Genomic DNA, 12,079 nt, shown 5'->3' with positions numbered 1-12,079 from the left:
ATCCCGTACTCGCCAGGAGGTGCCCATGAGCAAGACGCCAGATGCCGTTGCCAGTGCCCGTAGAAGCAACATGGCCAAAGCCCTGGAGCGCTGGAACCAGCAAGCCAATACCCGAACCGCATCGCTGTCGCGCATCCGCGAACTGGGCCCGGGCGCCGGCGATTCACCGCAGCAACTGGCCAAGTGGGTTGCCCGCGAGAACGCCCGTGCCCTGTTGACCCGCGCCGGGCTGGAACGCCGGATCGGCACCTGGGACCCGACCTTCTACGCCCCCAGCGAGGCCGCCCGCCAGGCAGCAAGGCCGGTGGCGCGGCTGGTCAATGCGCCACGCCCGGGCACGGTGGTCGAGGGCTTCGCCACCGGCTTCCTGGTCTCGCCCAGCCTGTTGCTGACCAACCAGCATGTGTTTCCCCGGTATGTGGATGCCGTGGACTGCGCCGCCAACTTTCTCTACGAAAGGCAGGAGCGCGGCATCAACGAAGGCACCTACTTCAACCTGCAGCCGGACCAGTTCTACTTCGCCGACGAGGCGCTGGACTTCTGCCTGGTGGCCATTTCCGCGCAGGGCACGCGCGGCGAGGCGCTGTCGGACTACGGCTGCATCCGCCTGATCGAAGCCACCGGCAAGACCCTGCGTGGCCGGCCGATGAACATCATCCAGCACCCCGATGGCGGCCCGCGCCAGTACGCCACCACCCACAACCGGCTGCTGGACATTCTCGACCAGGGTTTCCTGCATTACGAAACCGACACCGCCGAAGGCGCCTCCGGCTCCCCGGTGTTCAGCGACAACTGGGAGCTGATCGCCCTGCATCACTGCGGCATCCCCCGGACCGACGCAGCCGGCAACATCCTCAAGACCGACCACAGCCTCTGGAACCCCGAAGGGGACGAGGAAAGCACCGTGGACTGGGTGGCCAACGAGGGCACCCGGGTCAGCAGCATCGTCGGGGCGCTCAAGGCCCTGCAACTGAGCGGCAGGCCGGCCGAGCTGCTGGCCCAGCTCATGGAGCAGACCGCCGATCCGCTGGCCGCGCTCAGCGTCAACGAAGCAGTGGCCGTTACGCCGCTCCGCCCAGGCCTGCCCGATAGGTCGCAGAACATCTTTCATATCTCCGGCCCCACCACCATCAACATCCTCAGCCATGCCGCGGACAGCCCGGCAAGCATTACCTCCAGCCTGAGCGTGGCGCCGGCCGAGCCGGCATCAACCGACTCCGCTCCGGCAGTCGCGGCCCTGGAAAAGACCCTGACCTTCGACCTCGACTACGAGGCCCGCCCCGGCTACGACCCGGACTTTCTCGGGGTGCCGGTCCCGCCGCCCTTCGTCGAGGGCGCCCAGCTGGCCCAGCTCTACCGCGTCGGCGACTACCGCGAACATGCCGCCTCGGCGCGCAATGTGCCGGCCATGAGGCTCTCCCACCTGGACGACGACGCTCCGCTGGAGCTGCCCTATCACCGCTATTCGCTGGTGATGAACAAGAAGTACCGCATGCCGATGTGGGCCGCCTCCAATGCCGACTACCGGCCCGAGGTCCGTGGCGATGCGCGGGGCCGCCGGGGCTTCGGCGGCGAAAGCTGGCGCCTCGACCGCCGGGTGCCGAGCCGATTCCAGCTGACCAACAGCGACATCTACGCGCCGGCCGGCAACTTCGATCGCGGCCATATCGTGCGCCGCGAAGACAGCTGCTGGGGCCAGCCGGGAATCGACACCGAGTACGCCAACGCCGACACCTACCACTGGACCAACTGCACGCCGCAACACGAGCTGTTCAACCAGGAAACACCCGACGGCGCCCAGTACCGCAATCGCAAAGGCATCTGGGGTTACTTCGAGGGCGAGCTGGCCGAACAGATCGAGGCCGGGGGTGGCCAGGCCGTCATCTTTGCCGGCCCGGTGCTGGGGGACTCCTGCGTCGAGCAGGACTTCGGCAAGGGCCCGGTGCACTACCCGACCCGCTTCTGGAAAATCGTCATCGTGCCCAAGGACGAATCGCGAACCCCGGAACTGTTGGCCTATGGCTTCCTGTTCGATCAGAGCGAGGTGATCAAGGAGTTCGGTCTCGACGTCCAGGAAGCCGCGCTGGACCTGGCCAAGGCCTTCCAGAAGCAGAGGGCGACGCTGGCGGACATCTGCCAGATGGCGGGCATTTCCCTGGCCCCCTCGATCATGGCCGCCGACCAGCACAAGCCGGGCTGAGCGTGCGGCTCAAGGGCTGAGCGGCCTCAGCCCTGCCCCAGGCGCTCGCGGACCAGCGCCTGGGCGTTGCGGGTCATCTGGTCCAGGTGACGGTCGCGCTGTTTTTCGGCATCGAGCATCGCCCGCTTGCCATGCTTTTGCAGCAGGTAGCTGTGGATCTGCCGCACCTCCAGCGAGCGATAGATCGGCGCCGTGTCCAGCAGGCCCATCAAACCGTCGGTGGCGTGATCGCGGGTGTTCATCAGCACCTGCGGACCGCGCACGCCCAGCACCTGGAAGCCCAGCGCTTCGAAACAGGGCACCTTGCCCGCCGCGCAGGTCAGTTCGGCATGGGGGTAGCGCTCGCGCATCCGTGCCAGCAGCGAACGGGCGATCCCCTGCCGGCGATGGCTGGCACGCACCGCCATATAGGCCACGCCGCACGCCTCGAGATCGTCCTTGACCGGCAGGTACAGCACAAAACCCAGCACCTGCTGCGGGTCATCATCGTCAGTGGCTACCAGCAGTTCCACGGCGATGCCCCGGGAGCCGTCCAGGGCCTGCAGGTACAGATGCACTTCGTAGCCGATGGCGTACTGGTAGATGTTGTACAGCAGGTTGCTGGGCGGGATCGCTACCGCGCTGATGTCGGTCAGGTAGTCGACCACCATCTGCAGGATCTGGCTGTTGACGGCCTCCGGGCACGGGGTCTGGAAGTGGCTGATGGTGGGCATTGCGCGCAAGGGCTCCAAAGGTTGAGGCACGCCTGGACAGCAGGCGTCGGCGGCGGGCCGGGCATGATACTCCGCCCGCGTAGTTGACGCAGTCCCTGTAGGAGCGAGCTTGCTCGCGATGCAGCGTGTCAGCACGGACGCTATCGCGAGCAAGCTCGCTCCTACAGATGGCCTGGGTAAACCGGTTTAACGCGCGCTGTCGCCTTGCGGCTTGTAGAACAGAAACTTGCCGGTCTCGGCGGTCTTGCGGTATTGCCTGGCCCAAGCGGGCCGCACGCGTCGGTCGTGGAAATACAGGGCGCCGTGGCTGCGGTCCGGGAGTTGCTGGTTGAGCGCCTTGCGCGCGATTTCCTTGGCCGCGATGTAGGGCTCATCTTCCTTCACCTGGTCCGCTCGCCCGTCGCACCACCAGGAAAACTGGCAGGCACGCTGCTGCGAACCCTGCTTGACCACCGCGCACACCGTATCCGGAAACCCCTCGTGACCGACCCGGTTGAGCACCACGCTGGCCACGGCTTCCATGTCGGCGGCGGCCCCGCCCTTGGCTTCCCAGTAGATGGAGCGCGCCAGGCAGGTGATGGCATCGTCCAGCGGCGCGGCGCCGGCCGGGTCCACCGCCTGGGCCTCGGGAGGGGTAATGGTTTCGCTGCGGGGCGCCGGTTGCTGGTCCGCGGCTTTCTGCTCCAGGACCTGGGCCTTGTCCTCCACCACTTCGGGGTTCGCTCTTTCACCCGCGGCCATCGCCAGCCCCCCGCACAGGAGGATCAGGAGACCGCCGGCAATCGCTGTCGGGCGCATGCTCGCACCTTCGCCAAAAGCCCGATCCGGGCACGGGAAAGCCACCGCCAGCCTGCCGGCTGGCGCGGCTGGAATTGAGTGTAGTTCGCCACCGTCCGCCCGTAACCGGCGCCATGCCGGCAACCAAAAGAATGGATAACGGCGCCCGTTTTCGGCAAAAAGACCTTGCGCCGACCGGGGCGAAATCGCGCATCATGGGCGCAATTCGCTCAAGGGAGACCTCCATGCGCTGCCTATCCTCCGCTCTGCCACTGACCCTGCTGTCGTCCCTCCTGTTGTCGATGAGCATGGCCTTCGCCACCACCGCCGTGGCGAGCGACGAGACGCAACTGGTGACATCGATCAACAGCTACCGCAGCCAGGCCCAGCGCTGCGCCGGCCAGGTGTCCCAGGAGCTGCCGCCGCTGGCCGCCGACCCGCGCCTGGTGCTGCCCGCCAACAGCATCGGCAACCTGCAGCAGGCCCTGGCCAGCAGCGCCTACCCGATGGTCAATGTGCAGGCCATCAGCCTGTCCGGGCCGCGCGATGCCCAGGCGGCCATGAAGGCGGTGCGGGAAAGTTTCTGCCAGGTGGTGCTGGACCCGCAGTTCGTCGATATCGGCGTCAGCCGCACCGGCCAGGATTGGCGTATCGTCCTCGCCCGGCCGCTGCTCACCGCACGCCTCGGCGACTGGCAGGCGGAAGGCCAGAAGCTCCTGGAAAGCCTCAACAGCGCCCGCGCGCAACCACGCCAGTGCGGCAACCAGATCTTCGCCGCCGCCACCCCGCTGGCCTGGAACGCCACCCTGGCCAGCGCGGCCCAGGACCATACCCGGGACATGGCCAACCACAACTTCTTCGATCACAAGGACCGCGACGGCCGTACCCCCGGCGACCGCGCCGAACTGGCAGGTTATGCCGGCCAGCAGATCGGCGAGAACATCGCCGCCGGCCAGGACAGCGTGCGCAAGGTGGTCGATGGCTGGCTGGCCAGCCCCGGCCATTGCGCCAACCTGATGAACCCGCAATACCGCGAGCTGGGCGCGTCCTATGCGATCGATCCGAAAAGCGATGCCGGCATCTACTGGACCGCCATGTTCGGCACCCCTTGAAGGCCTGGCCGACCTTGCCCAAGGGCGCCGTGATCGGCGCCCTGCCCCCTCATCGGCCAACCCCACGACGCCCCTGCCAGGGAACTAAACTGACTCATCTACCGGCCAGGAATCGCTTGCTCCGGGCGTCCCCGGAACCCGCGCGCAGCCTCGCCTGCCGCCATGGGTTCGACGCCCAGGCCCGATGGCCTGCCTCACCTTCCTGACGGTAGGCACGCCCCCCGCCCATGCGGGAGGCGTCCGTGCATCAGTTCTTCAAAGCACAGGCCTGGCTTGCCAGACCCATTCCTTCGGCAGCGCCGGGACACGGCCTCCCCTCGCGTGCGCGTGTACCCCTCCGGCCACTGCCGGGCCGTCTGCGACAGTGACCCTCACAGCGGAGGACAAGGCCATGGACGAAGCCAAGCTCAACGATTTCATGGGCAAACTGGTGTCAGACATGGGCGGCGCGGCGATGCTCGCCAATATGATTCTCGGCGAAGAACTGGGCCTGTACCGGGCCATGGCCGACAGTCGTTTCGTCAGCCCCGAAGCGCTGGCCGCCAAGACCGGCTGCAACGCGCGGCTGCTGCGCGAATGGCTGAGCGCCCATGCCGCGTCCGGCTACATGGAACACCTCGACGGCCAGTTCCGCCTGCCGGAAGAACAGGCCCTGGCGCTGGCCATCGAGGACTCGCCGGTGTACGTGGCCGGTGGCGCCGTGGTGGTCTCCGCGCTGTTTCACGACAAGGACAAACTGCTGGCGGCGATGCGCGGCGACGGCGCCCTGGCCTGGGGCGATCACCACCCCTGCATGTTCAGCGGCACCGAGCGCTTCTTCCGCCCCGGCTATCGGGCGCACCTGGTGGCCGAATGGCTGCCGGCCCTGGACGGCGTGGTGGAAAAACTCCAGGCCGGGGCCAAGGTGGCGGATGTCGGCTGCGGGCATGGCGCCTCGACGGTGATCATGGCCCAGGCCTATCCCGCTTCGCAGTTTTTCGGCTTCGATTACCACCAGCCTTCCATCGCCACCGCGACGCAACGCGCCGAGGAAGCCGGGGTGACCGGCCGCGTGCAGTTCTCCCAGGCCAGCGCCAAGACCTACCCCGGCAACGACTACGACCTGATCTGCTTCTTCGACTGCCTGCATGACATGGGCGACCCGGTGGGCGCCGCGCAACATGCCTTCCAGGCGCTGAAAGACGACGGCAGCGTGCTGCTGGTCGAGCCGTTCGCCAACGACCGACTGGATCAGAACATCACCCCGGTCGGCCGGCTGTTCTATGCCGCCTCGACCTTTATCTGCACGCCCAACTCGCTGTCCCAGGAAGTTGGTCTGGGCCTCGGTGCCCAGGCCGGCGAAGCGCGCCTGCGCCAGGTCTTCAGCGAAGCCGGCTTCAGCCAGTTCCGCCGGGCCGCGGAGACGCCGTTCAACCTGATTCTCGAGGCACGTAAATAAAAACGCAGTCCTGTAGGAGCGACGCTTGCTCGCGATGAACTTGAGGGCGGCGCGCTTACCCGGTCGATACGCGTCATCGTTAACGACCATCGCGAGCAAGCTTCGCTCCTACAGATGTGTGTTGTTGATTCAGATGTTGCATGCCAATAAAAACGGCACCCGGGCAGATCCCGGGTACCGTGCTTCTGTACAACGATGGATAGCGCCTTACGCCGCCGGCAGATCCACCAGCACCACCGCCTGTTGCCCTACGCACAACAGCCGGCCGCCATGATGGGCCACGTACTGCCGAGCCTCGTCCGGCGACGAGAACCAGCAGTTGAGATGGCCCGCCTGGCGGTAGACCAGTTCGAAGTGTTGCAACTGCTCGGGCGCCAGCTCGTCGAGGATCTGGCGGTAGGTCTCCCAATGGGCAAAACCGGCCTCGCTGGCCAGGGTGCGCAGCAGGTGTTTGCGCTGCACCTTGTCGCGCTGTCGATACAGCTCAGGCAACGACAGGCCAGGCAAACTGTTGCTCGCCAGCAAGCGCCGCAGAATCGGCAAGGCGCTGGCCAGCGAACCGCTGGTGGCGGTGCGATGCAGGCGTTTGGCTTCGCGCAGTACCAGGCTGGCGGCCTGACTGGCGGGTGAACGGGGAACGGATTTGTTGATAGGCATACCAACTCCAAGAGAATCGGCCTGCTCGCTATTGGCCCGGAGGGGGTATGCAAGCGTGGTGCTTGCGGAAATTGAAGGTGCTTGCGCTTTCGCGAGGTGGGCGCCCAGGAAGCCCGGTCGCCATACTAACCAATCCATCCCGGGCTGCCCATCCCCGCTTCAGGTCTTCCAGCCCGGCTGTTTCTCCAGCAGGAAGTCGATAAAGGCGCGCAGGCGCAACGGCACATGCCGGCTGTGGGGATACAGCAGGCTGAAGGGCCGCGAACGGCCACCGTAAGGCTGCAGCACCTCCACCAGCGACCCTTCGGCCAGCTCGCGCTCGACCATGAAACGGTAGGTCTGGAACAGGCCGGCGCCATGCCTGGCCAGGGTCACGCCCCCCAGCAGGTCCTCGGAGCACACGTAGGCCCCCTCGGCGAGCACTTCACAGGGGCCGTCGGGGCCGTTGAACAGCCAGGCGATGCGCCGGCCGCTGCTGGGCAGCTCGAACTGGATGCACTCGTGCTGCGCCAGGTCGTCGAGCCGCTGCGGGGTACCGGCCCGCGCCAGGTAATCCGGGGCGGCAAACACCACCAGTTCGGCGTCCTCCAGCAACCGCGCAACCAACCCGGAATCCGGCTGCGCGCGCACCCGGATCGCCATGTCGTAGCCCCCTTCGACAAAGTCGATATTGCGGTTGCTCAGGTTGACCTCCACCCGCATCTGCGGGTAGCGCCGGCGAAACTCCGGCAGCAGCGGCAGGATGCGCAGATGGCCGTAGGTGGTCGGCAGGCTGATGCGCAAGGTGCCGGAAGGCGCCAGCTGCTGCCCGGTCAACTGGCGCTCGGCTTCGAGCATCTGGTTCAGCGCGCTGCGGCATTGCTGGTGATAGTCGCGCCCGCCGTCGGTCAGGCGGATGCTGCGGGTGGTGCGCACGAACAGGCGGACGCCGAGCCGCTCTTCCAGGCGCGACACCGAGCGGCTGACCGCCGCCGGCGTGACCCCGGCCGCCAGCGCCGCGCCGGTAAAGCTGCCGATCTCCGCCGCCATGCAGAACAGCTCGATGCTGCCCAGCAGCACATCGTCGAATTGCCGACTCATTGATTACACCATGTATCAAGTGAAGTACCTGTGGCGCTATTTATCAGTATTCGGCACACAAATATAGTTCTGCCCAACAGCGCTGGAACTTCTCTCAACGCAGAACAGGACTATCACCATGAGCCTCAACCTGAACCCCAACAGCACCGTCATCATCACCGGCGCCTCCAGCGGCATCGGCCTCGGCCTGGCCCAGGCCTACCTGGCCCGCGGCTACAACGTGGTCGGCAATGCCCGCTCGGCAAAGCGACTGGCCGCGGCGGCCGAAACCCTGGGCCACAGCGAGCGTTTTCTCGGGGTCGAAGGCGACATCGCCGACCCGGCCACCGCCACGCAACTGGTCGAACGCGCCATCGACCGTTTCGGCCAGGTCGATGTGCTGGTCAACAACGCCGGCTTCTTCCTGCCCAAGGCGTTTATCGACTACAGCCCCGAGGAGCTGGAAAGCCTGCTGGAGACCAACCTCAAGGGCGTGGTCTACGCCTCCCAGGCCGCCGCGCGGCACATGATCGAGCGGCGCCAGGGTCGCATCATCAACATCAGCGCCAGCGTCGCGCTGCAACCGAACCTGGCGGTCCCGGCGGCATTGCCGGTGCTGATCAAGGGCGGCGTGAACCAGATGACCCGCGCCCTGGCCCTGGAGCTGTCGCCGTTCAACATCCAGGTCAACGCGGTGGCCCCGGGGATCATCGACACGCCGATGCACGACCCGGCGCACCGCGCCTTCCTCGACGGCCTGCAACCGGCCGGACGGGTCGGACGCATCGAGGAAATCGCCGACGCGGTGCTCTACCTGTCCGGCGCCGGCTTCACCACCGGCGTGGTGCTGCCGGTGGACGGCGGCATGAGCAGCGGCAAATGGTAAACCCGGCGGGAGGCCCGCGTGCCTCCCGTCCCTTGCAACCTCCATCCTTTCCTTAGGAGTAATGCCATGCCTTTCGTCAACGTCCGCATCACCCGTGACGGCGTGACCCGCGAACAGAAAGCCCAGGTGATCCGCGAGATCACCGAAACCCTGCAACGGGTGCTGAACAAGGCCCCGGAACTGACCCACATCGTCATCGAGGAAGTCGACACCGACAACTGGGGCTACGCCGGCATGACCACCACCGAATACCGCCAGCGAACGGCGCAATGAAAAAAGGGCGGGCCAGCATCTGGTCCGCCCTTTGTTCCTGGCGTTGAATCGATCCGCGACCTGTCGATACGCCGTGACGCCCGCATCCTCAAGCCCTGCGCCGAGCCTTATACTGTCGCCCTTCCAGACCCGGAGCAGACCACATGGACGTCGTTCTCGAATGCCCGCTCACCGAACAGATCCTTGCCTCTTACGCCACGGTGATCGGCAAGGACCTGCCCGGCTATCGCAATCATATATATCGCGTGCTGAGCTTCTACACCGCGCTCAACCCGCAGGACCGGCCGCTGTCCTCGGCGGTACAGGTCGCCGCGGCCTTTCATGACCTGGGTATCTGGACTCATGGCACCCTCGACTACCTGGCGCCGTCGATCCAACTGGCCCGGGCCTTTCTGGCCGAGCGCGGCGAATCGCTGCTGGATGAGCAGGTCAGCGCGCTGATCGAGCAGCATCACAAACTGCGCCCCTATCGCCAGGCCCACGCCGCGAGTGTCGAAGCGTTCCGGCAGGCCGACACGATCGACGTCTCCCTGGGCCTGCTCAGCTTCGGCCTGCCCCGCCCGTTTATCCGCAAGGTCCAGGCACGCTACCCCGACCAGGGTTTTCACTGGATGTTGGCGCGCGCTTCGGCCCGGCAGTTGCTGCGTACGCCGCTGCGGCCATTGCCGATGTTCCGCTGGTGATGCCTCAGGCATTCACCAGCATCTTGAACCCGCCATAAATCATGCGCTGGCCGTCGAACGGCATCGGGCAGGCGTCGGGCTTGAGCCGCGGGTCTTCCATGGCTTTTTGCATGCCCGCGTCGCGGATTTCACGGGACGGCCAGATGATCCAGCTGAACACCACGGTCTCCTCCGCCTTGAGCTTGACCGCCATGGGGAACGAGGTCAGCTTGCCCTCGGGCACATCGTCGCCCCAGCAATCGACCACGCTCAGGGCGCCGAACTCCTTGAACACCTTCGCCGCGGTCTCTGCATGCTGCTTGAAGGCTTCAAGGTTGGCGGTGGGTACTGCCAGGACACAACCATCGACATAAGACATGATCCTGCTCCTGCTGATTGGGGTTGAACATCCGGGGCCGAACCGGGTGTCGGCCCTTCTGTGAACTGGTCGATCCGCATCGCCGACAATCGACAGCTCGGCGCGAAAAAACCGGGAGGCCGACCGACGGGCTTCATGGCTCCGGTTGCCAACCGGTTTCCGGGGCGCTCAGGCCCGGCGTGGCAGGCGGATGCACGGAGCCTGGCACGGTCTCCAGCGGAGGGTTCGGCACCGCGCTTTTGCCCAGCTCGCCCTCGACCTGTCCGGCCAGGTAATACACCCCGGCCATCACCCCGTTGCCGGTGTTGTTCAACAGCTTGAACCAGGCCTGGTCGAACGCCTTGCCCAGGCTCTGGCGAATCTGCGCCTCGGTCTCGGCCCGGTCGCTCTCATGGGCGATCGCGCGAAACCCTGCGGCCCCCAGGGAGATCACCGCCCCGGCGACCTTGCCAGCCACCGCCGACGCGGCGCCGGCAATGCCACGGCCGGCCATCTGCGCTTCGAATTTTTCGCTGGCCTGCCTGGCCACCGAGACAATCCCCGCCTCGGACGACACCTCGCCGGTGCCCGCGGGGGCGCTATGGATCTGCTGGTACAGCGCCGAGTAGGCCGGCAGCGTGGTCAAGGGCTTGGCGTGCAGCACCTGGTACAACGACGCATCGCGCGCCGGCGGCGGCCCCAGGCGAATTGCCTGGATGCCATTGAGCCGTTGATCGAGCTGCTTGGCCGGCAGCCGATAGCGCAGGGCAATGACCTGCACCTGCTTGTCCAGCAGCTCGACATAGAACTCCGTGGCCTGGTTGAGAATCGCATCCGGGTCGATCTCCACCGCCACCGGTGCCAGCACCTGTTCCTGATACTGCTCCTTGAGGTAGGCCGCCAGCCGCGTCGCCGCCGCGTCCTCCTCGTCGCCGGCGGTGAGGCTGTACCAACTGACTTTCATGGCCATCCATTCCTGGGTCCAGTAACTGCTGAACCAGGGGATGAAGGTTTCTTCGGTGACTGCGTAGACCCGCACCCGCCAATGCTCCATGGAGCCGCGGGCAAACACCTTGACCTGGATCACCGCCTCTTGCGAAGCCTGGGCGATCTCGCGGTCCACCTGGCGCCAGGTGCTGGGCGGCACCACCACCGGCGCCACCGCCTCGCGGACGCGCTGGGTCGCGGCGCACCCGGCCAGCACCAGCAGCATCACGACGATCAGCGCACGCAGGTACAAGATGGCAACCCTCGCACAGCGTCGACCACGGCCACCCGCCCACGACGGGGCAGGCTTCAACCGGGTACCACACGACCATGCCTGGGTTGAGTATAGGTGCTGGGGTCTGCGCCCCAGGCTCGAGAAGGGGTTTGCAACAGCGCATCCGACCAGCCGCTTGCTTGTCGGCGACGCGGTATCTGCAACCAGCAGGGTCACTGTAGGAGCGAGCTTGCTCGCGATAGGGACAACAGGGTGTGTCTGACGCTCCACGTCGCCCTTGGGATTTTTCGCGAGCAAGCTCGCTCCTACAGGCTCGGGTCAGCCGCGGTCAGCGTGGGCCGCCACCACCGGGACCTCCGCCAAAACCGCCATGCTGGCCGCCACCGCCATGACCACCACCGCCGCCACCCGGCGGGAAGAACATCCAGCAGCCCGACAGGGACGACAACAAGGCGATCACTACCGCCACTTTTGCAACTCGACTCAACATCATCACTTCACTCTCTTTCAGGACGAGAACCACAAGTTTCTCGCCGTTTCAGACAGCGTTTGCGCGACATCGAGCAGCGCATGAAGGTAAAGAATGGGTAAGGGTTGTATCGAAAAACCCACAGGTTTCCGGGGATTCACACGTTTATTTCACCAGCAGCGCACGGCAGGCCCGCAGGCACAGGCCGTGCCGGTGGCGATTCGCCTGTGCAAGGATTTCGATACAGGGTGCT

The 12,079-nt window shown here is 66.0% G+C and carries 13 protein-coding genes; 6 read left to right on the top strand and 7 right to left on the bottom strand.

What is annotated here, in order from left to right; all coding sequences use genetic code 11:
- Nucleotides 1–25 precede the first annotated feature (25 nt).
- Nucleotides 26–2,200: a DNA/RNA non-specific endonuclease gene (locus NRG23_RS30085; protein WP_257373177.1), complete on the top strand. Its 2,175-nt coding sequence runs from the start codon at nt 26–28 to the stop codon at nt 2,198–2,200.
- 26 nt (nt 2,201–2,226) lie between these two features.
- On the opposite strand, the gene NRG23_RS30080 is transcribed toward NRG23_RS30085, so the two are convergent.
- Together NRG23_RS30080 and NRG23_RS30075 are read right to left on the bottom strand one after the other, a co-directional pair.
- On the bottom strand, nt 2,227–2,913 hold the full coding sequence (locus NRG23_RS30080) for a GNAT family N-acetyltransferase (protein WP_257373176.1): 687 nt from the start codon (nt 2,911–2,913) through the stop codon (nt 2,227–2,229).
- A gap of 186 nt (nt 2,914–3,099) precedes the next feature.
- A complete protein-coding gene (locus NRG23_RS30075) occupies nt 3,100–3,711 on the bottom strand; it encodes a cell wall hydrolase (RefSeq protein ID WP_016702326.1) in 612 nt (203 codons plus the stop codon).
- 281 nt (nt 3,712–3,992) lie between these two features.
- On the opposite strand from NRG23_RS30075, the gene NRG23_RS30070 reads away from it, so the two are divergent.
- Nucleotides 3,993–4,802: a CAP domain-containing protein gene (locus NRG23_RS30070; RefSeq protein WP_373922268.1), complete on the top strand. Its 810-nt coding sequence runs from the start codon at nt 3,993–3,995 to the stop codon at nt 4,800–4,802.
- A 391-nt stretch (nt 4,803–5,193) separates the two neighbouring features.
- The gene (locus NRG23_RS30065; RefSeq protein ID WP_016702328.1) at nt 5,194–6,240 is read left to right on the top strand and encodes a class I SAM-dependent methyltransferase; all 1,047 of its coding nucleotides are present in this window, start codon (nt 5,194–5,196) and stop codon (nt 6,238–6,240) included.
- Between the two features lie 207 nt (nt 6,241–6,447).
- On the opposite strand, the gene NRG23_RS30060 is transcribed toward NRG23_RS30065, so the two are convergent.
- Both NRG23_RS30060 and NRG23_RS30055 read right to left on the bottom strand, forming a co-directional pair.
- A complete protein-coding gene (locus tag NRG23_RS30060; protein WP_257373175.1) occupies nt 6,448–6,897 on the bottom strand; it encodes a hypothetical protein in 450 nt (149 codons plus the stop codon).
- Between the two features lie 159 nt (nt 6,898–7,056).
- Nucleotides 7,057–7,977, bottom strand: coding sequence for a LysR family transcriptional regulator (locus tag NRG23_RS30055; protein WP_041988223.1), 921 nt, complete (start codon nt 7,975–7,977; stop codon nt 7,057–7,059).
- Between the two features lie 118 nt (nt 7,978–8,095).
- Here NRG23_RS30055 and NRG23_RS30050 point away from each other — a divergent pair, with 118 nt between their 5' ends.
- The 3 genes from NRG23_RS30050 to NRG23_RS30040 all read left to right on the top strand — a co-directional run bounded on the left by NRG23_RS30050 (nt 8,096) and on the right by NRG23_RS30040 (nt 9,798).
- Nucleotides 8,096–8,842 (top strand): SDR family NAD(P)-dependent oxidoreductase, encoded by a 747-nt coding sequence (locus NRG23_RS30050; protein WP_103331622.1) that lies wholly within the window; start codon nt 8,096–8,098, stop codon nt 8,840–8,842.
- A gap of 66 nt (nt 8,843–8,908) precedes the next feature.
- On the top strand, nt 8,909–9,115 hold the full coding sequence (locus tag NRG23_RS30045) for a 4-oxalocrotonate tautomerase family protein (RefSeq protein WP_007922853.1): 207 nt from the start codon (nt 8,909–8,911) through the stop codon (nt 9,113–9,115).
- Nucleotides 9,116–9,258: 143 nt separating this feature from the next.
- Nucleotides 9,259–9,798, top strand: a complete 540-nt coding sequence (locus NRG23_RS30040) for a phosphohydrolase (RefSeq protein WP_041988228.1) — start codon at nt 9,259–9,261, stop codon at nt 9,796–9,798.
- 4 nt (nt 9,799–9,802) lie between these two features.
- On the opposite strand, the gene NRG23_RS30035 is transcribed toward NRG23_RS30040, so the two are convergent.
- The 3 genes from NRG23_RS30035 to NRG23_RS30025 all read right to left on the bottom strand — a co-directional run bounded on the left by NRG23_RS30035 (nt 9,803) and on the right by NRG23_RS30025 (nt 11,850).
- Nucleotides 9,803–10,156, bottom strand: a complete 354-nt coding sequence (locus tag NRG23_RS30035; RefSeq protein WP_257373174.1) for a DUF1428 domain-containing protein — start codon at nt 10,154–10,156, stop codon at nt 9,803–9,805.
- Between the two features lie 133 nt (nt 10,157–10,289).
- The gene (locus NRG23_RS30030) at nt 10,290–11,375 is read right to left on the bottom strand and encodes a hypothetical protein (RefSeq protein WP_257373173.1); all 1,086 of its coding nucleotides are present in this window, start codon (nt 11,373–11,375) and stop codon (nt 10,290–10,292) included.
- A gap of 310 nt (nt 11,376–11,685) precedes the next feature.
- A complete protein-coding gene (locus NRG23_RS30025) occupies nt 11,686–11,850 on the bottom strand; it encodes a hypothetical protein (protein WP_200877304.1) in 165 nt (54 codons plus the stop codon).
- Between the last annotated feature and the right edge of the window lie 229 nt (nt 11,851–12,079).

It is taken from the genome of Pseudomonas sp. T8 (assembly GCF_024610635.1).
GTDB lineage: Bacteria > Pseudomonadota > Gammaproteobacteria > Pseudomonadales > Pseudomonadaceae > Aquipseudomonas > Aquipseudomonas chlororaphis_I.
Note: the sequence above shows the minus strand (reverse complement) of the source record. Positions and strands in the feature narration are given on the sequence as shown.